General features: G+C 67.8%; 20 protein-coding genes and 1 tRNA gene. 9 read left to right on the top strand and 12 right to left on the bottom strand.

The window, feature by feature from the left end; genetic code table 11:
* Positions 1-137 precede the first annotated feature (137 nt).
* Positions 138-659, top strand: a complete 522-nt coding sequence (locus K368_RS0112295; RefSeq protein ID WP_027172679.1) for a MarR family transcriptional regulator — start codon at positions 138-140, stop codon at positions 657-659.
* A 157-nt stretch (positions 660-816) separates the two neighbouring features.
* Positions 817-1,014, top strand: coding sequence for a hypothetical protein (locus K368_RS0112290; protein ID WP_027172678.1), 198 nt, complete (start codon positions 817-819; stop codon positions 1,012-1,014).
* 29 nt (positions 1,015-1,043) lie between these two features.
* Here K368_RS0112290 and K368_RS0112285 read toward each other — a convergent pair whose 3' ends face one another.
* Complete coding sequence (locus K368_RS0112285; RefSeq protein WP_027172677.1) at positions 1,044-1,832, bottom strand: DUF4239 domain-containing protein; 789 nt, start codon at positions 1,830-1,832, stop codon at positions 1,044-1,046.
* Between the two features lie 257 nt (positions 1,833-2,089).
* Between K368_RS0112285 and K368_RS0112280 the strand changes: the two genes are divergently transcribed.
* Together K368_RS0112280 and K368_RS0112275 are read left to right on the top strand one after the other, a co-directional pair.
* Complete coding sequence (locus tag K368_RS0112280; protein WP_027172676.1) at positions 2,090-2,509, top strand: CopG family transcriptional regulator; 420 nt, start codon at positions 2,090-2,092, stop codon at positions 2,507-2,509.
* Positions 2,510-2,573: 64 nt separating this feature from the next.
* Positions 2,574-3,794 carry a PHB depolymerase family esterase gene (locus tag K368_RS0112275; RefSeq protein ID WP_027172675.1) on the top strand — a complete coding sequence of 407 codons (1,221 nt, stop codon included), beginning with the start codon at positions 2,574-2,576 and terminating at the stop codon, positions 3,792-3,794.
* 46 nt (positions 3,795-3,840) lie between these two features.
* On the opposite strand, the gene K368_RS25975 is transcribed toward K368_RS0112275, so the two are convergent.
* The 4 genes from K368_RS25975 to K368_RS0112255 form a co-directional block, all read right to left on the bottom strand.
* Complete coding sequence (locus K368_RS25975) at positions 3,841-3,942, bottom strand: DUF2474 family protein (RefSeq protein WP_348625533.1); 102 nt, start codon at positions 3,940-3,942, stop codon at positions 3,841-3,843.
* Between the two features lie 35 nt (positions 3,943-3,977).
* The gene (gene cydB, locus K368_RS0112265; RefSeq protein ID WP_027172674.1) at positions 3,978-4,985 is read right to left on the bottom strand and encodes a cytochrome d ubiquinol oxidase subunit II; all 1,008 of its coding nucleotides are present in this window, start codon (positions 4,983-4,985) and stop codon (positions 3,978-3,980) included.
* Between the two features lie 10 nt (positions 4,986-4,995).
* Complete coding sequence (locus K368_RS0112260; RefSeq protein WP_027172673.1) at positions 4,996-6,414, bottom strand: cytochrome ubiquinol oxidase subunit I; 1,419 nt, start codon at positions 6,412-6,414, stop codon at positions 4,996-4,998.
* Between the two features lie 93 nt (positions 6,415-6,507).
* Positions 6,508-6,912 (bottom strand): DUF983 domain-containing protein, encoded by a 405-nt coding sequence (locus K368_RS0112255; protein ID WP_027172672.1) that lies wholly within the window; start codon positions 6,910-6,912, stop codon positions 6,508-6,510.
* Between the two features lie 191 nt (positions 6,913-7,103).
* On the opposite strand from K368_RS0112255, the gene K368_RS0112250 reads away from it, so the two are divergent.
* Positions 7,104-8,495, top strand: coding sequence for a PLP-dependent aminotransferase family protein (locus K368_RS0112250; RefSeq protein WP_027172671.1), 1,392 nt, complete (start codon positions 7,104-7,106; stop codon positions 8,493-8,495).
* A gap of 416 nt (positions 8,496-8,911) precedes the next feature.
* Here the strand turns inward: K368_RS0112250 and K368_RS0112245 are convergent.
* Positions 8,912-8,986: transfer RNA gene (locus K368_RS0112245), tRNA-Glu, on the bottom strand.
* 155 nt (positions 8,987-9,141) lie between these two features.
* Here K368_RS0112245 and rlmB point away from each other — a divergent pair.
* Positions 9,142-9,957 carry a 23S rRNA (guanosine(2251)-2'-O)-methyltransferase RlmB gene (gene rlmB, locus K368_RS0112240; protein WP_027172670.1) on the top strand — a complete coding sequence of 272 codons (816 nt, stop codon included), beginning with the start codon at positions 9,142-9,144 and terminating at the stop codon, positions 9,955-9,957.
* Between the two features lie 125 nt (positions 9,958-10,082).
* On the opposite strand, the gene K368_RS0112235 is transcribed toward rlmB, so the two are convergent.
* Positions 10,083-11,630: a CYTH and CHAD domain-containing protein gene (locus K368_RS0112235; RefSeq protein WP_027172669.1), complete on the bottom strand. Its 1,548-nt coding sequence runs from the start codon at positions 11,628-11,630 to the stop codon at positions 10,083-10,085.
* A 210-nt stretch (positions 11,631-11,840) separates the two neighbouring features.
* On the opposite strand from K368_RS0112235, the gene K368_RS0112230 reads away from it, so the two are divergent.
* The 3 genes from K368_RS0112230 to K368_RS26595 all read left to right on the top strand — a co-directional run bounded on the left by K368_RS0112230 (position 11,841) and on the right by K368_RS26595 (position 14,196).
* On the top strand, positions 11,841-12,587 hold the full coding sequence (locus K368_RS0112230) for a TlyA family RNA methyltransferase (protein WP_027172668.1): 747 nt from the start codon (positions 11,841-11,843) through the stop codon (positions 12,585-12,587).
* 11 nt (positions 12,588-12,598) lie between these two features.
* Positions 12,599-13,864 (top strand): methyltransferase, encoded by a 1,266-nt coding sequence (locus tag K368_RS0112225; protein WP_027172667.1) that lies wholly within the window; start codon positions 12,599-12,601, stop codon positions 13,862-13,864.
* Positions 13,865-13,947: 83 nt separating this feature from the next.
* Positions 13,948-14,196: a hypothetical protein gene (locus K368_RS26595; protein WP_155935101.1), complete on the top strand. Its 249-nt coding sequence runs from the start codon at positions 13,948-13,950 to the stop codon at positions 14,194-14,196.
* Between the two features lie 17 nt (positions 14,197-14,213).
* Here the strand turns inward: K368_RS26595 and K368_RS0112215 are convergent, their stop codons facing one another.
* The 5 genes from K368_RS0112215 to K368_RS0112195 all read right to left on the bottom strand — a co-directional run bounded on the left by K368_RS0112215 (position 14,214) and on the right by K368_RS0112195 (position 18,565).
* The gene (locus tag K368_RS0112215) at positions 14,214-14,975 is read right to left on the bottom strand and encodes an SOS response-associated peptidase (protein WP_027172666.1); all 762 of its coding nucleotides are present in this window, start codon (positions 14,973-14,975) and stop codon (positions 14,214-14,216) included.
* An 85-nt stretch (positions 14,976-15,060) separates the two neighbouring features.
* Positions 15,061-16,065, bottom strand: coding sequence for a magnesium transporter CorA family protein (locus K368_RS0112210; protein WP_018042441.1), 1,005 nt, complete (start codon positions 16,063-16,065; stop codon positions 15,061-15,063).
* Positions 16,066-16,075: 10 nt separating this feature from the next.
* The gene (locus K368_RS0112205) at positions 16,076-16,942 is read right to left on the bottom strand and encodes an NAD(P)-dependent oxidoreductase (RefSeq protein ID WP_027172665.1); all 867 of its coding nucleotides are present in this window, start codon (positions 16,940-16,942) and stop codon (positions 16,076-16,078) included.
* 10 nt (positions 16,943-16,952) lie between these two features.
* Positions 16,953-17,810: an SDR family NAD(P)-dependent oxidoreductase gene (locus tag K368_RS0112200; protein WP_051439856.1), complete on the bottom strand. Its 858-nt coding sequence runs from the start codon at positions 17,808-17,810 to the stop codon at positions 16,953-16,955.
* A complete protein-coding gene (locus K368_RS0112195) occupies positions 17,807-18,565 on the bottom strand; it encodes an enoyl-CoA hydratase-related protein (protein ID WP_027172663.1) in 759 nt (252 codons plus the stop codon). Before K368_RS0112195 ends, K368_RS0112200 begins: the two co-directional genes overlap by 4 nt.
* Positions 18,566-18,576: the final 11 nt, after the last annotated feature.

Genomic DNA, 18,576 nt, shown 5'->3' with positions numbered 1-18,576 from the left:
TCGTCTCACGTCGGCCTTCGTCCTGCCTTGCATCGACATGACCGGGAAATGCGAAGTATGCTTCGTATATTGGTCCAAGCATGGTACGTGCCATGAGGCGTCCATGGGTCGGATTCTGATCGGAGGATGGGAAGCAGATGAACGAGATCGCGCCGGTCGAAACGGACGTAGCGCCGTTACCGGAGGCACTTCAGACCCAGGGAGCGCCTTGGCTTTTGCCGGAGCGGCCGGGATTTCTAATCCGGCGCCTTCATCAGATTCACGTCAGCCTCTTTTCAGAGCGGTGTGGCGCTTTCCGGATCACTCCGCTGCAGTACAGCCTGCTCTCTTTGTTGGCAGAACGCGGCGAAGCCGATCAGACGACCTTAGCCAATGCTGTGGCTCTCGACCGTACGACGACGACCGGCGCCCTCAAACGCCTGGAGGCACGCGGATTCGTCGAACGCTCTGCTTCCCTGACCGACCGGCGCTCTCAAAGTTGCCGCCCGACCCAGGCCGGCCGCGCCTTGCTGAGCGGGATGGAGGCGGCCGCGCGAGAGGCCCACGACGCGACGCTCGAACCCCTCTCGGACGAGGAGCAGGCGACCCTGATCCGCCTGATGAAGACAATCACTGCCGCCCACCAACAGCGTCGGGGCGACGATGAGTTGCTGGGGTGATCGCCTTGCAACGGCTGGCTACCGCATCGCTGTTTCGCTGACGCTCGCGGCGGTGCCCGGATTCAATCTCTGACCGCCTTCTGCCGCGTGGGAACCCGACCCCGCCCCCCGCGCTTGCCCTCACGAGCCGGCATTCCGCCCGGCCGAGGAGACGGCCATGTCGAGCGACACCGAGAAACATCAGGCTCTCCTGGCCACGCTGAAAGCCGCACAGGGCAAGGGTGACGGATCGTTCGAGCAGGCTGTCACGCAAGCCTTCGAGCATGTCTTCGAGCATCTCGAGCGCCTGAACGCGGTCAGCGGTTCCGATGAAGGCCGCGCCCTTCACGCTGGCGAGTCCCCGACCCTTAGGTAAGTCCGCGCTCATCGCGGGCGGCGAGGCTTTCAGTTGCCTGGGTCGATGACCGTGCGGACCTGTTCCAGCAATGACGGACGGACCGCCAGCGGTCCGTCGAAAGGGCGCTCGTGCATCGCCACGACGCCGAGGGTGATCACCATCGCCATGCCGAAGATGGCCAGCGTCGCGGCCTGCGACGAGGGGCGCTCCGTATGGATCGCGGCGATGACCAGCAAGGTCAGGGCCAGGAGCGCGAGTAGGGTCACCCACTTGCTGTCATCCCCCTCCACCTCGCTGAGGGCGAGCCGTTCGCTGCGGGCGGTCTGCAGGGCGAGGGTGGCGGCCAGGAGGGCGGAGTGATTGGCCCGTCCCACGACGATGTCGAAGTTCGGCGCCACCACGGCCTGGAGCAGCCGGCCGAAAGCTTGATCCACCCTCGCTGAGGCCCTTCCGCCATTGGCCATCGCCGGCCATTCCTCGACGACGATGAACTCGATGTAATCCGCGAGCATCACGCGGATATCCGGAAGATCCTTGGATACGGACCGGCTGAGGTTGAACACGGCCCGTGCCTGAGCGCTCTCCGTCTGGACGACGCGGGAAGCCTGCCTCTGGCGCTCCCACGCATCGTTGGCGACGAAGCCCATCAGCAGCGAGAGCAGCACCGACAGGACCCCCACGAAGGCGGGGGCGATGCCGGTCGCCACCGCCATGACGACGGGGCGGGTCCGCTTCGTGTTGGTGAGCGCTATCAGGATCAGGCACCAGGCCGAGACGAGGAGCGTGAGGAATCCGAAGATCAGCCAGATCGGCTGGTCGAGCCAGAACGTGAGCATCGTGGGTGATCCGGGCCGATGGCGGCGGCCTTGATGAGGGCTGCGCCGAGCAAGACGCATGTGGTGTTCCAGGCGGCGGGCGACGACGCCTCCTGTCGCCTGCATGGGGACGCGAAGCTCTTCGCACCTTTGGAATGCAACGCATCGCGTCAGGTGCCCGCGATCCAGCGGGCCGCCGATCACTGCCGCCTCTTGCGCTCGTACTGCAGCGCACCATCTACAGACCATCCAATGAGATGGTAAGGGGATGGTTCTTCATGTCGGGTACAGTTCGCGACTTTCGTCCAAAAGCGCCCGACAGCGAGAAGCTGACCCTCAATCTCGGCTTCGTCGATCTCGGCCAGATCGACCTCCTGGTACGGGACGGGTTCTACGCCAACCGTGCCGATTTCATCCGCACGGCCGTGCGCAATCAGCTCGACCGGCAAGGGGACGCGGTAAAGCAATCCGTCGCCCGCAAGCAGCTCAGCCTCGGGCTGTCCCATTACACCACCCGCGATCTCGAAGCCGCCAGGGCTGCGGGGACGCCGCTGCATATTCAGGTGCTCGGTCTTGCCAGCATCGCGTTCGATGTGACGCCGGAGCTCGCCCGACAGGCCATCGCCTCGGTGCAGGTTCTTGGGGCCTTCCAGGCCAGTCCCGAGGTCAAGGCGGCCTTGGCCGACCGTATCGCCTGACATTTTTCGCCATCACCCGCTCGGAACGCCGTTCCGCGCCGCCACCCCATCCAGGATCATGACCATGACCGCTTTCTCGACCATCGACATGGCTGAGGTGACCCGTCTCACCCGCGCAGGCCAGCTGAGCGAGGCGATGGCCCTGCTCCAGGGCAAGTCCGCCTCACCCGCGGCGGCGCAGGCCGGCGACCAGGGGGCCGCCGGGACCATCGACATGGTGGCGCCCACGATGTCCGGCGGGGCCTGGACCGCGCCCGGCATCGATCGCGCCGCCGCCGCCGATGGTGTCGCGAACGCGGCGAAAGCCACCTTCGCACGGCCGGGTCTCGCGGAGACGATTCAGATCCTGCGCGAGCGTTTCCCCAAGATGGGCGCGATGCCGGACCTCGGACAGGGCATCGGATCGGCGCGAGGCGTCACCGTCGCCGTGCCGGAAGGGGCACGGTTCGAGGAGCGTAGTTTCAGCAATGAAGCGGGCAGCCGGGCGTACAAGGTCTATGTCCCGAGCGGCTTCCGGGGACAGGCCCTCCCCGTCGTCGTCATGCTGCATGGCTGCACCCAGAACCCGGACGACTTCGCTGCCGGAACCCGTATGAACGAACTCGCCGAGGAGCAGACGTTCCTCGTGGCCTATCCCGGCCAGCCGCAATCGGCCAACATGCAGAAATGCTGGAACTGGTTCAACGCCGGCGACCAGCAGCGGGGCCGTGGCGAACCCTGCCTGATCGCCGGTATCGCCCTGGAGGTGGTGAAGGAGTTCTCCGCAGATCCGAGCCGGGTCTATGCGGCGGGCCTGTCGGCCGGCGGGGCGGCGGCGGCGATCATGGCGGCGACCTATCCGGATATCTTCGCGGCGATCGGCGTCCATTCCGGGCTGCCGTGCGGGGCGGCGAGCGACATGCCCTCCGCCTTCGCCGCCATGAACGGAAGCGGAAGCGCCAAGGCCCCACGGAACGGCCCGGGCGTGCCGACCATCGTTTTCCACGGGGATGCCGACAAGACGGTGAAGCCGGTCAACGGCGATCAGGTCATCGCCCTCGCCATGCCGGGCGTCTCGCTGGCGCGTGCGGCCACTCGCGGTGAGAGCGAGGGCGGGATGGGCTTCACCCGTACGGTCAGGACGGATGCGTCCGGACGCGCCATGCTCGAACATTGGGCGCTTCATGGCGCCGGACATGCCTGGTCCGGTGGAAGCAGCGACGGAAGCTACACCGACCCGCGCGGCCCCGATGCCAGCCGCGAGATGGTGCGGTTCTTTATGACGCATTCGACCCGTTCGTCGTGATCGAGGTAGCCGCTTCGCATGTCGCCATGCGTTCGGTCGCCAGGTGTCAATTGGCCTTGAGCCAGGCCCGCAGACCGAACGAGACGATCCCGAGGGCGACGATGCTCGCCGCCCAGATCGCCGCGAACCAGAGGAGACGCCGCCACAACGGAAGAGGTCTCCGGGGAGACGTGGCGGGCTCCATCAATGGTACCCCGCCGCGTCGACCTTTCCGCGAAAGACCCAGTACGAATAGGCGGTATAGGCCAGGATGATGGGGATCAGCACGGAGGCGCCGGCCAGGAGGAAGACCTGGCTCGAATGCGGCGAGGCGGCCTCCCAGATGGTGATGCGACCGGGCACGATATCCGGGAAGATGCTGATCCCGAGCCCGGCGAAGGACAGTAGGAACAGGCCGAGGGACAGGAGAAACGGCGCGGTCTCTGCCCCCTTCCGCAGCAGGTGGAAGAACAGGAACGAGGCGACGGCCACCAGGATCGGCACCTGCGCCGTGAGCAGCACGTTCGGCATGGAGAACCAGCGCTCCCAGTATTGCCCTTTCAGGAACGGCGTCGCCGCGCTGACCACCGCCACAGCCGTGATCGTCGCCGCGCCGAGCCAGAGGGAGAGGGTGCGGGCACGGGCCTGCAGCGACCCTTCCGTGCGCATGACGAGCCAGGTCGCCCCCAGCAGCGCATAGCCGCAGACCAGGCCGATTCCGACGAGCACGCTGAAGGGAGACAGCCAGTCCCACCAGCCGCCGGCATAGGCGCGGCCCTCGACCTTGATGCCTTGCAGCAGGGCACCGAGGGCGACACCCTGGGCGAAGGTAGCCACCACCGATCCGCCGGTGAAGGCGATGTCCCACAGGGCGCGATGGCCGGGGTCGCGCCAGCGGAACTCGAAGGCGACGCCGCGGAAGATCAGGCCCAGCAGCATGGCGATGATCGGCGCGTAGAGGGCCGGCATGATCACCGCGTAGGCGAGCGGAAAGGCGGCGAACAGCCCTCCCCCGCCCAGGACCAGCCAGGTCTCGTTGCCGTCCCAGACCGGGGCCACGGAGTTCATGGCGGTGTCCCGCTCCTGGCCCGGCCGGAATGCCGGGAACAGGATTCCGAGACCGAGATCGAACCCGTCCATCACGATGTAGGCGAAAACCGCGAAGGCGATGATGAAGGCCCAGACGACGGTCAGGTCGATGCTCGCGAGCATGGTGGCGTCCTCACTCGGCCGGATGGAGGGAGCGGCCGGGATCGACCGAGGATGCGGGCGTGATGCCCGCGGTGCGGATCGGAACGCCGGGCTCGATCCCGTGCTCGCCGAGATGCGGGGATTTGGCCATCAGGCGCAGGATGTAGAGGATCCCCATGCCGAACACCGCGAAATAGATCAGCACGAAGGCGACGAGGGAGGAGCCGACGGCCGGTGCCGACAGGGGAGACGCCGATTCCGCCGTGCGCAGCAGGCCGTAGACGGTGAAGGGCTGGCGCCCCACCTCCGTGGTGATCCAGCCCGCCACCACCGCCACGAATCCGGCCGGACCCATGGCGATGGCGAAGCGGTGCAGGAGCGTCCATTCGTAGAGCGCCTTCCTGTAGCGCGCATACAGGCTGAAGAGGCCGAGGAGCAGCATCAGCATGCCGAGGCCGATCATCACGCGGAAGGACCAGAACACCACCGGAACCGGCGGCCAGTTTTTCCGATCAACCGTATCGAGCCCCTTCAGCGGCTCGTTCCACCCGTGTTTGAGGATCAGCGAGGACAGTTTCGGAATGGAGATCTCGTAATCGACCCGGCCTTCCGCCTGGTTCGGCAGGCCGAACAGGATCAGCGGCGCCCCGTCCGGATGGCTCTCGAAATGCCCCTCCATTGCCATGACCTTGGCGGGCTGGTGCTCGAGGGTGTTCAGCCCGTGGGCGTCGCCGGCCAGGATCTGTAGCGGCGCGACGATGGCGGCCATCCACATGGCCATCGAGAACATCGTCCGCGCCCCGAGATTGTAGCGGTCACGCAGCAGGTGCCAGGCTCCCACCGCCCCGACAACGAGGGAAGTGGTGAGGTAGGCGGCCAGCACCATGTGGACCAGACGGTACGGGAAGGAAGGATTGAAGACGATCGCCCACCAATCCTCCGGGATGAACTGGCCGGCGGCATTGATGCCGTAGCCCTGCGGCGTCTGCATCCAGGAATTCACCGACAGGATCCAGAAGGCGGAGAAGAAGGTACCGATCGCCACCATGAGGGTCGCGAAGAAATGCAGCTTCGGCCCGACCCTGGACATGCCGAACAGCATCACGCCGAGGAAGCCGGCCTCGAGGAAAAAGGCCGAGAGCACCTCGTAGGCCATCAGTGGCCCGAGCACCGGACCCGTCCTGTCGGAGAAGACCGACCAGTTCGTGCCGAACTGGTAGGACATGACCAGGCCGGACACGACGCCCATGGCGAATGCGATGGCGAAAATCTTGATCCAATACTTGAACAGATCGAGGAAGACCTGACGGCCCGTCGCCAGCCAGAGTCCCTCCAGTACGGCGAGAAAGCTGGCGAGCCCGATGGAGAACGCCGGGAACACGATGTGGAATGCCACCGTGAACCCGAACTGGATTCTCGCGAGCAAGAGGGCGTCAACGTCCGACAGCATGTCGATCAACCTGGATGGTGACGGGGAACGGGCAGGAACGCGACTCGGCGGCTCGATATGTGGACGTAACCCTGCCCCATCGTCTCGTCGCGCTCAACGCCCCGACTCGGGTTCGGGCCTCTGTGGGGCCGCAACGGCGAAGCGGCCCTCCTCGGCCCTGTTGATGTACTGGCTCGCGATGAAGAGCCCCTTGAGGGGGCGGATGATCGGCACGCAGGCCAGGAGCAGCAGCGGGAGCGTCAGCACCGCATGGAGCCAGAGCGGCGGATCGTAGGACAATTCCAGCCAGATTCCGAAGGCCGTGACGGGAAATGCCATCGACATCATGATGAAGAAGGCGGGGCCGTCCGCCGGATCGGCGAAACCGTAATCGAGGCCGCAGGCCTCGCATCCCGGCTTGAGGGTGATGAAACCATCGAACAGCCGCCCCTCGCCGCAGCGCGGGCATCGGCAACGCAGGCCGACCGACAACAAGGATCGATCCGTCGTTCCGTCCATGGTCGAGGTTCCTCGCTTTGGCTCACGTCCCGCAGTGCAGCGGAAGCGGCTCGGGTTTGCGTGCTCAGCCTTGTATGGTATCAAAATCCATACAATGGCTTGCTTCGTAACGTGCGGCTGTTGGTTTGCAAGATTGTGCAGCGTGTGTATCTGTTCTGCGTATGCATACAACTTCGTACAATGTAGGGTCAATCATGGAATCGTGGAGCCCTACAATATCGGACGAGACCGGGCCGAAATATCTGGCCATCGTCCGGGTCCTGGCGGACGACATTCGCACCGGGCGGCTGGCCCCCGGCATGCGGCTGCCGCCCCAGCGCAGCTTGGCCAAGCATCTCGACGTCGATCTCACCACGGTCACGCGTGCATTCAACGAGGCGCGGAGGGCCGGGCTGATCGATGCCTCGGCCGGACGAGGCAGCTTCGTTCGCGCCGCCGCGCCGCCACTCCCTAAGGTCCGTACGCCGGACCCTTCGGCGAGCGTCGATTTCAGCATGAACATGCCGCCCCAGCCGGCGGAGGCGCGGCTTGCCGAGCGCATGGAGGCGGGCCTGGCGCGGCTTTCCTCCTCGCCGGGCTTCCTCGACCGCATGCAGTACCAGGACAGTGCGGGCAATATGGCGGATCGTGCGGCCGCGGCGGCATGGCTCGCTCGCCGGCTGGGTCCTGTCCCGGTCCAGCGGGTCATCGTGGCCGGCGGTGCGCAGGCCGCCCTCTCGGCCATTCTCGCCGTGCTGTTGAGGCCCGGTGATGCGCTGTGCGTTCCCGCCCTGACCTATCCGGGCCTGCGCATGGTGGCCGAGCGGCGTGGGGCTGGGCTGCTTCCCGTCGCGACGGACGGCGACGGCATCGATCCCGATTCCTTCCTCGAATGCTGCCGGGTGGGGACGCCGCGGGCCCTCTACCTCGTGCCGACCCTCGACAACCCGACGACGGCGACGATCCCGCTGTCCCGTCGCGAGCGGATCGCCGAGATTGCCCGGTCCCACGGGGTCGCGATCATCGAAGATGACGCCTACGGCGCCCTGCCTCCCGACGCCCCGGCCCCGTTCGCAGCTTTCGCCGGCGACATCACCTGGCATGTGGCGACTTTGTCCAAATGCGTCACCCCGGGCTTGCGCATCGCTTATGTCGCCGTGCCGGGCACGAACGAAGCGGTCCGCGTCGCGGCGGAACTGCGCGCCATCAGCATGATGGCGTCACCACTTGCCGCCGCCCTCGCCTCTCACTGGATCACGAATGGAGACCTCGACGAGATCGTCGCTTCCATCAGGCGGGAGAACGGCCGCCGTCAGATCGTGGCGCGGGAGGCCCTCGCGGGCCTCGATGTCCACGCGCATTCCTGCGGGCACCATCTCTGGCTCTCGCTTCCGGCACCGTGGCGACGGGGCGAGTTCGGCGCGCATGCGCGCCAACTCGGTGTGTCGGTGATCCAGAGCGACGCCTTCGCCGTCGGTCCGGCGCCCGACTCGATCCGCGTCTCCCTCGGTGCCGCGCCCGATAGCGAGGCCCTGCAATACGGCCTCGGCCTTCTGGCGACCCTGCTGGCACACCCGCCGGGCGCCATTTCGACCGTCGTTTGAAGGCAAGGCCGGTGCGGCCGGCTCCGGGATCGTGTCTCGGCCCATCTCGGGGCACGGCATGGAGATCGACTACATCTCCATACTGACGTCCCCGACCAGAGTGGTCGATCAACGACGTCCGCGTCGAAATCACCTTGGGATGCCCGTTGGCCGTCCGCACGCCACGTGATGACCATGTGGCCGGCGGGACAATCCGCCATGTCGAGGATCACAATCCGGAAGCGGGCTCTCACCAGATGAGGTCGCGCCGCCCGGCAGCATCAGCGCGCCGGCATGACCAGGGATGTCAGCATCTACGGATGTTCGTCGAGATATTCGCCAGGGCAGTAGGATCTACACGCCGGCCTCGCAGCCATCGCCCGACTTGGCGGCGAACGCATCGCGCCAACCCGATCAGCGTCGACGCTTGATGGTGTTGGCGCGCCCTGCGGGAATCGAACCCGCCTTTTCAGCGTGAAAGGCTGACGTCCTAACCGATAGACGAAGGGCGCTTGCTCAAGAGCGAGGGTTCTATAGGCGGCTTCCCCCGGCAGGGCAACCGGCGTTTCGCGGTGTTTCACGCTTGACGAACGGCATGGCGGTCGCTTTGTCGCTGCTCAGCATCGGCGCGGCGTTTCCGTCCTGCCGTCAGACAGTGGATCACACCATGAATACGCGACGCGACGGGCCGGGCGGGCCCCGCACCAGCCGCCCCGGCGGCCAGCGCGACCGGTTTCGTCACGGACCGCCCTCCTCCGGGCCGCGCGGCGTGAGCGGCGACCATGTCGTGCTCTATGGCTGGCACCCAGTGTCGCAGGCGCTGGCGAACGAGGGGCGCGGGCTGCATCGGCTGCTCGCCACGGAGAACGCTCTCGCCCGCCTAACCGAGGAGCTCGGCCCGCTCAGGATCGACGCCGAACTGGTGCGTCCCAATGCGATCAACGCCCTTCTCGGGCCGGACGCCGTGCATCAGGGCCTCTATCTCGAGGCCGATCCCCTGCCCGGCCCGGATCTCGACGACCTGCCGGACGACGCGCTGCTGCTGGCGCTGGACCAGATCACCGACCCGCACAATGTCGGTGCCATCGTCCGTACCGCAGCCGCTTTCGGCGTCGCGGGGATCATCACAACGGCGCGGCATTCGCCCACTGCCACCGGCGTGCTCGCCAAATCCGCATCGGGCGGGCTCGAACACGTGCCCCTCGTGATCGTGCGCAACCTGTCCGATGCGTTGATCGACCTCGGCAAGCGCGGCTTCACCCGTATCGGTCTCGATTCCGAGGGCGAGGCCACCCTCGATTCCGTCGGACCGAAGCGGCCGGCGGTGATCGTGCTCGGCGCCGAGGGCAAGGGCCTGCGCCAGCGCACGCGGGACAATTGCGACGTTCTCGCCCGCATTCCCTTCAGCGGCGAGATCCGCAGCATCAACGTGTCGAACGCCGCAGCGATCACGCTCTATGCTTTGAGTGTGCGCGGCGACTGATACCGAGCGGCGCTGTTTCGACCGATGGCCGGTCTCAGCGCGTTCGGCGCACGCAAGCCGCTGCGCCGTCGCGCGGGCGGACGGCGATGAGGTGCACTCACCACCGTCCGGTATGAGGCTGCGGTTCAGCGCCAGAACGGCTTCACGTCGAGCAGCGTCGCATGTGCCTTCTCCGCCGCCTTCAGCAGGTCGTGGGTGCGGGCTTCGCCGTCGGCGGCGGTGAGGCCGGCGGCGAACAGCGCCCGCCCGTCGCCATCGGCGGCCTCGCCCGTCCCGGTGGAGGCCAGGCTCGCGAGCACGGAATGGGCGGTGGCGAGGTCGTTGAGCGCGCCGAGATGGTCCTGCAGGTCCGAGAGAGCCGAGACGAACGCCTTGTGGCGCTTCTGCGCCCTCTTCTCCCCGTAGAGCGAGGCGAAGAACTCCGCACCGTAGCGCAGTTTCTTGGCTTCGATACGGACCTCGTGCCGGGCCTCCGCATCGAGGCGCTGGAGATGGCGGCCGCGCTTGCGGATGCGCCGACGGGCCTTGTCGAGCATCGCTTCCGCATGATCGCGGGCCGAGACCGCCTCCCGCTTCGCGTCGCCGCGCCACGGCCCGGTCTCGATCCAGGCGGACAAATCGAGGATCAGGCCGCGCCAGGACTGCGATTCCAGGATCGAGAAGACGGTCCCGTAGGCGCGGTCCCGCTCGGCTTCGAGCCGGATTCGCAGATCGTCGAGCCCCGCCTCCTCCGGTCTCCGCGCCATCTCGTCGGCCAGGGTCTCGCTGAGGAAGACGTCGAGGTTGCGGGCGTGTCCGAACGGCTCGGTGACGCGCTTGATCTCCTCACGCAGATGCGTGGCGGCGGGATCGCTCACGAGAATCGGCTTGAACAGGGTGAAGGCCGAGCGCAGCCGCCGCAGGGCGACGCGGATCTGGTGCAGCCCTTCCGGGTCGCGCGTCTTCAAGAAGACATCCTCGTTGAGCCGCAGATGGGTCAGGCAGGCGACGGCGATGGAGCGGAAGGCTGTCGCCGCCGAGGCGTCCTCGTCGAGCTTGACCGCTACGGCCTTGCTCGGCCGCCGCAGGGTCTCGGCGAGGATCCTGAAGCCGCGCTCGCTCTTCGAGAGCACGCCGAGGCGCAGGGGCACGGTCTCAGCGAGGCCCTGCGCCAGGGAGAACAGGTCCGCCGGATCGCCCTCCATCAGTTCGAGTTCGAGTTCCCAGATGGGCGCGTCGCCGACCGGCGTCTCCACCCGCCCTTGGTCGAGGGTCGCCGAAATGCGCGAGTGTCCATGAGCGACGGCGCGGGTGGTGCGCTCGATCACGGTGGTGACGACGGCGTTGAGGTCCGGCGAGGACGCGCTGCCGAGCACGTCCGGCACCGGCGTATCCTCGAGAAGCGACAGGTCCGGAATCGGGCCGTCCACCGCCCATTCCCATTCCGAGCGGTCGAACAGGCCGGCCGCAGAGGAGGCGGCCTTCACCGTCTGAACGTGGCGCTCCCCATGCCGGCGAACCCGCAGGGTCATCCCTTTGCGGTTAAGCGCTCGGTCGGCCGTGTCGTAATAGGTGGCGGAAAGGAACTCGGCCTCCGTCGGCTGCTCGACGGCGAGCAGCGGGTGGCGCGCCAGCTCCGCCAGTTCCGCGGCGCCGCAATCCAGCTTCAGCTCGACTTCCCTCGGGGTGCCCATCGATCGTCCTGTTCTGTGATCCGGTATGACGGGCGCCAACGCCCGAGGACCGGGTGTGGATCATCCATGGGCTTCGATGGGCGCGCAAGCGGGCCATGTCGTTGCCCGGATGGACAAACCCGAGAATTCCCGTAGCTGGGACGGGGTGGCCCGGTTGGTCGGGCCTCGATCCGGGGCACGGGATCATAGGCGCGGGATCGTAAGGGTTCGATGACGGTGGACCGGGTGAGGGCCGATCGGCTCCTGGTCGAGGGTGGCCATTTCGAGAGCCGGGCGAGAGCCCAGGCGGCGATCGAGGCGGGCCTCGTCACCGCCGACGACCGCCCCGTGACCCGCGCCTCCGACAGGCTCGATCCTCGGGCGCGGATCGTGGCGAGCGCGCCACACCCCTTCGTCTCGCGCGGCGGGCTGAAGCTGCAGGCCGCGCTGGCGGCGTTCGGCTTCGATCCGGCCGGGCTCGTCTGCCTCGATGTCGGCGCGTCCACCGGCGGCTTTACCGATGTCCTGCTGAAATCCGGCGCCGGGCATGTCTATGCCGTCGATGTCGGCCGCGATCAGCTGCACGCCTCCCTCCGTGGCGATCCCCGCGTGACCAGCCTCGAGGGCCGGGACGTGCGCGGCCTCGACACCGCGGCGATCCCCCGCGCGCCGTCCCTGGTGGCGATCGATGTCAGCTTCATCGCCCTTCGCCTTGTCCTGCCCGCAATCGTGCCGCTCATGGCTCCCGGTGCGGCCCTGGCGGCATTGATCAAGCCTCAATTCGAGGCGGGGCGAGACCGGGTCGGGCGCGGCGGCATCGTGCGCGACGAAGCCGTCCACCAGGCGGTCTGCGAGGAGGTGGCGAGCCTCGTCGCCGATCTCGGCCTGTCGGTCCTCGGCCTCATCCCCTCCCCTGTCGCCGGTGGCGACGGCAATCGCGAGTTCCTCATCGGGGCACGCTCGACGGTGCGCCCATGACGGACATCTCCATGACCGAACAACAGACCCTTCGCACCGTCGAGATCGCGCGCCTCGGGCAGCGCGGCGACGGCATGGCGACGGACGGCACCATCGTGCCCTATGCCCTGCCCGGCGAGCGCGTTTCGATTCGCAGCGATGGGGCGCGGGTCTCCCTCGTCGCGGTGGAGACCCCCTCCGCGGACAGGATCGACCCGTTCTGCGGCTATTTCGGAACTTGCGGCGGCTGCGCGGTCCAGCATCTCGCGCCGGAGCCCTACTCCGCCTGGAAGCGGGGCAACCTCGCGCAGGGTCTGGCTCAGGCCGGCATCGACGTGCCGTGCGAGCCCGCGCGCGATGCGCATGGATCGGGCCGCCGCCGGCTTACGCTCCATGTGCGCGAGATCAAGGGCAAGGGCGTCGCCGGTTTGATGGAGGCGCGCAGTCACGCCCTCGTGGCAATCGATCATTGTCCCATCACCGTCGAGCAGCTCCACCGGGCGCCGGCCGTCGCGCGGGCGCTCAGCGCTCCCCTCGGCCATGGCCGCAAGCCCCTCGACGTTGCCTTCACCGCCACCGAAGCCGGTCTCGACGTGGATCTGCGCGGGCACGGCCCGGTGAGCGAGGGCCTGCGCGCCACACTGGTGCGCCTCGCGGGCGAACTCGACCTCGCGCGCCTGTCCCTGCACGGCGACATCGTGGTGGAGCGCCGCGCGCCCGCGATCACCACCGGCGAGACCCGTCTCGTGCCGCCGCCGGGGGGCTTCCTGCAGGCGACGGAAGCGGGCGAGGCGATGCTCGCCGAGCTCGTCGTCTCCGCCCTCGACAAGCGCGTGAAGCGCGTGGTCGACCTGTTCTCCGGGGCAGGCCCGTTCACCCTCGCCATGGCCCGCACGCGGGATGTCCATGCGGTGGAGGGCGAGGCGGCGGCGATCGCCAGCCTCGACCGGGCGTTCCGTGCCACGCGCGGCCTGCGCCGGATCACGAGCGAGACCCGCGACCTCTTCCGCCGGCCGCTCCTGCCCATCGAACTCGAGACCTTCGACGCCGTGGTGTTCGATCCGCCGCGCGCCGGAGCCCAGGCCCAGGCCAAGCGCATCGCGGAATCGAAAGTGCCCCTGGTCATCGGCGTCGCCTGCGACATCGGCTCGTTCGCCCGCGATGCGGCGACGCTGATCGAGGGCGGCTACCGCCTCGAACGGGTCGTCCCCGTCGACCAGTTCAAGTATTCGAGCCATCTCGAAATGGTGGGCGTGTTCCGGAAGGACGTGGCCAAGCGCAGGCCCTCGCTGAGGTAGGATCCAAGGCCGGCCGGTCGCGGAGCCAGCCTCGCTTTCCGGGTCGCGGTGCGCTGCGGCACGCTGCAGGGCTCTGCGAGGTCATGGCAGCCGCGCTCGAAATCCCATGGCCGGTGCACCTTGCCATTGCCATGTTGGGGATAAGCCAATTGTCACCCCATTTAGGATCCTTTGTCGTGGACGTCTTCACCGCCAAGCTGCTGGTTTCCGCAGCCATCGTTACGGCCGTTGCCGGTTTCTCCCTGCTGACCGCCGGCTGGGCCCTCCTCGACGTCTACACCGATTTTCGTCGCGGAGCCGAAGAGCGTACCACTTCCCGTCCGCAACCCTGAGCGCCTCCGCCCTTCGGTCAGAACAGCGTCCCTTGAGCGTCCTCGTCGCTCGATAACGGGCGCTCCTCCGGCGGAATGTCCGATACCGCCTCCGCTCTGGCCCGGCCGACCGGGACGGCGAGATCCGCACCCTCGTTGCGCGCATCGTTGACCCGCGCGCTCACCACGTCGAGGGTCAGCCATTCGTCGGGACACGGCCGGCATAGGGCGATCGCATCGCGTGGCTCCGTGCCGAGTTGGTCGAGCCAGGGTTCGATGGCCTCGGGCGGCAGGATGGCCGGCATCCGGTCGTGGACCGCCGCCATCGTGCCGTTGGCGCCCGTGGTGACGATGGCGGCGGTATCGATCTCGGACCCGTCGGCCCCGAGCCAGTTCTCCCACACGCCCGCCAGGGCCATCGGCGCCCCGTCCGCCCGGCGGATCATATAGGGCGTGCGCGTCATGGCCTTGCCGGTTCCCTCCCGGCGCCACTCGTAGAAACCGTCGGCGAGGAAGACGCAGCGGCGGTGGCGGATGGCTCCCCGGAACGTCGCCTTCTCCTGCACCGTCTCGACGCGCGCGTTGATGATGAGCGGAAAGCCCTTCGGGTCCTTCAGCCAGCCCGGCAGGAAGCCCCAGCGCATGAGCCGGAAGTGGCGTTCCCCGCGTTCCGCTAGCACGATCGGCACCGGCTGGGTCGGCGCCACGTTGTAGCGGGCCGGAAAATTCGGCTGTTCGGGATAGCCGTAGAACGACCGGAAGACGTTCGGATCCTGCTGGATGAGGAAACGGCCGCACATGTGGTTACTTTCCCCGGCGGTCCAGTGCAGGACGAATCCGATGAGCGGTGTCGAGGGTCCGGGGGTGCACGCGACCCGTCCTGCCCTACAGCCATTTCTTCCAGCGGAAGAAGACATACGGCAGCACGGCCGCGACGACCATCATCACCACGGCCATGGGATAGCCGAAGGTCCAGTCGAGCTCGGGCATCGCCTTGAAGTTCATGCCGTAGATCGAGGCGATGAGGGTCGGCGGCATGAATACCACCGCCATGACCGAGAACAGCTTGATGATGTTGTTCTGCTCGAGGTTCACGAGGCCTAGCGTCGCGTCGAGGAGGAACTGGATCTTGGACGAGAGGAAGGTCGCGTGCTCCTCCAGCGATTGCAGATCGCGCAGGGTCGATCGCACGTCCTCGCGCAATTCTCGCGGCGCCTTGGTGGTGCGGTAGGTCGCAGACAGGGAGAGCAGGATGCGCTCCATCGAGACCAGACTCTCGCGCTGCTTCGAGATCAGGTCGCCCAGACGTCCGAGCGCCCTTAGGGTGTCCTGCAGGGCGGTGTTGCGGGCCGACGGGTCCGCCTTCTCCTCGAAGATCTTGCCCGAGAGCCGGTCGATCCGCTCGCCCTGAAGCTGGAGCACGTCCGCCGCCCGGTCGATCACCGTCTCGATCAGCCCGGCGAGGATCGTCTCGCCCGAGGGCGCGGCCGAAGGGCCGTTGCCGGTCGAGCGTCCGGCCCGCTGGGTGTACATGCGGAAGGCCTGGGGCTCCTCGTAGCGCACCGTCACGAGGCGATTGCCGCGCAGGATGAAGGTGATGCCGGCCAGCCCCGGCTCGTCCGCGTCGCTGACCTTGCTCAGCACCCGGCCGGTCATGTAGCGCGCCCCGTCCTCGACGTAGAGGAGTTCGGAGGGCTCGATGTCCTTCATCTCCTCGCGGGTCGGCACCGAGATGCCCATGAAGGCCTCGACCTTGAGGTCCTCCTCCCGCGTCGGGCGGATCATGTCGAGCCAGACGGTCTCGTCGGGGATGGGGTCCTGCAGTTCGAGGGGACGGCGGTCGAGCAGGATGTGCCCGGGGCCGGCGATCGGCTGATGGATGAAGATCACGCTTTACGTCTCAGGCGAGGGCCCCGGAAGGCGGTGTGTTCGCATCCGGCACGAAGAAGTCCGGCGCAAGGGGTATGCCGGGTGTGACGCGGTATTGTGTGAAGTCCGTGACACCTTGCTCGGCGAGGAAGCTGTCGTCGATGAGGAAGCGGCCGGTGATGTCGCGGGACGGTTTCACGAACAGGGCATGGGCCGCATCGGCGATGATCTCCGGCGTCCGGCTCGCCTGGATCAGCGCCTCGCCGCCGAGGAGGTTGCGCACGGCCGCCGTGGCGATGGTGGTGCGCGGCCACAGGGCGTTCACCGCGATGCCCTGTCGACGCAGCTCGCCGGCGAGGCCGAGGACGCAGAGGGACATGCCGAACTTGGCCATGGTGTAGGCGAGATGCGGGGCGAACCACTTTTCCGCCATGTCGAGGGGTGGCGACAACATCAGGATATGCGGGTTATCCGCCTTCTCCAGATAGGGGATCGCGTATTTCGAGACCATGTAGGTTCCGCGCGTGTTGATCTGGTGCATCAGGTCGAAGCGCTTCATCTCCGTCTGCGGCGTGCGGGTGAGCGAGATCGCGCTCGCGTTGTTCACCACGATGTCGATGCCGCCGAAGGTCTCCGCCGTCCGCGCGATGGCCGAGGCGACGCTGCTCTCGTCGCGCACGTCGACGAGAAGCGGCAGGGCGTGCCCGCCCGCCGCCTCGATGGCCGCCGCCGCCGAGTGGATCGTGCCGTCGAGCTTTGGATGTGGCGTGTCGGTCTTGGCAGCGATGGCGACGTTGGCCCCGTCGCGGGCGGCGCGCAGGCCGATGGCGAGGCCGATGCCGCGCGAGGCGCCGGTGATGAAGAGGGTCTTGCCCTTCAGGGACGTCGGATCCGTCATGGCCGTCTCCTCACGATCCGAGTTGAAAACGCGGCGGCGTCGTGCCGTCGGCGTCGGTGAAGCCGTATTCGGCGGCGAGATCGCCCGCATGCAGGATGCGCCCGGCCCGGGCAGGGACATCGGGGTCGGCGGCGAGCGCCGCCAGCGCCCGTCCCGCATAGAGCGGGCTCTCCGTCGCCCGGTCGGCATGGCCGTTGTCGCGTGCCCGCTCCGTGAGGACGAAGCCGGGCGAAAGACCGAGGGCGGTGACGCCGTGGGGGGCGAGCTCCTGTGCGCAGGCGAAGGCGAGCCGGTTGGTGTTGGCTTTGGCGAGGTCGTAGAACACGTCGCCGAGGTAGCCGGTCCCGGTGTCGAACGAGACGAAGGCGATGAGGCCGCGTTTGGCCGAGACCATCGCCGGCGCGACGGCTCTGGCGAGGAGCAGCGCCGGATAGGGACCGGTCTCGAAGAACTGCGAGAAGGATTCGGTGGAGCGGCGCCAGAACGGCGTGCCCCATTCGACCCCGTCGGCATAGCGCTCGCCGTCGAACCCTTCGTTGCCGCCCCAGACGCTGGAGATCGCGACGTCGATCCGGCCGAAGCGACGCAGCACCCAGTGGACGAGCCCGTCCACCGCCCGCTCGCTGGTGTGGTCGCAGAGGTAATGATGGCCCTCGCCCCCGGCGGCATCGACCTCGCGGGCGGTGTCCTCGATGGTCTCTGACCTGCCCTCGGTGCGCGGCCCCGTCTCGCTCGACCGGGCAGTGACGATCACCGTGGCTCCGGCCTCCCCCAGCCCGCGGGCGATTCCCCGGCCGACACCGCGTGAGGCGCCCGCGACGAGGCAGATCGTCCGGCGCAGATCCGGAACGGAGGCGCGCCCGCTCATGAGGTTCTGGTCTTGCCGAGGAAGCGCCCGAACGCCTCCTGCGCCTCGGGCGAACGCAGCCGTGCCTCGAAAGCCACGGCCTCCGCTTCGAGCGCGGCCTCGACCTCGGCCTGATTGCCGCGGATGAGCCTGCGCGTCGCGGCGACCGCGCCGGGCGGAAGGGCGGCGAGGCGCTCGGCCTGGGCCAAGGCGTGATCGAGCAGGAGATCGCTCGGCGCAATGGCGTTGACGAGGCCGAGACGCAGGGCTTCGTCCGCGTCGAACGGTTGCGACAAAAGAAGGAACTCGGTGGCCTTCAGGATCCCGACCCGGCGCGGCAGCAGGTAAGACGAGGCCGCTTCCGGCACGAGTCCGAGTTCCACGAACGGCATCCGGAACCGCGCGGCCGGACTCGCATAGACGAGGTCGCAATGCAGCGTCAGCGTCGTACCGATCCCCACCGCGATCCCATCCACCGCCGCCACCATCGGTGTCGTCGTCCGGGCGAGCTGGCGGATGAAGTGAAGGGCCGGCGCCTCGGTGAAGGGTTTTCGCGCGCCGGCGACGAAATCGGCGATGTCATTGCCGGCGCTGAACGCGCCCGGCGCCCCGGCGAAGACGATGGCGCCGATGGCATCCGATGCGTCCGCCTGCGCCAGTGCTTCGCGCATGGCATCGTACATGGCGCCGGTGAGCGCGTTCTTCTTCTCCGGCCGGTCGAGACGGATGAGGCGGACGCCTTCGGCGCTGTCCTGGATCGCGACGTGCTCGGTCATGTCTGTCCCTG

Origin of the sequence: Methylobacterium sp. 10, from assembly GCF_000519085.1 — a bacterium.
Classification (GTDB): Bacteria; Pseudomonadota; Alphaproteobacteria; order Rhizobiales; family Beijerinckiaceae; genus Methylobacterium.
The sequence above is the reverse complement of the archived record's forward strand: the minus strand, read 5'-3'. Positions and strand labels throughout refer to the sequence as shown.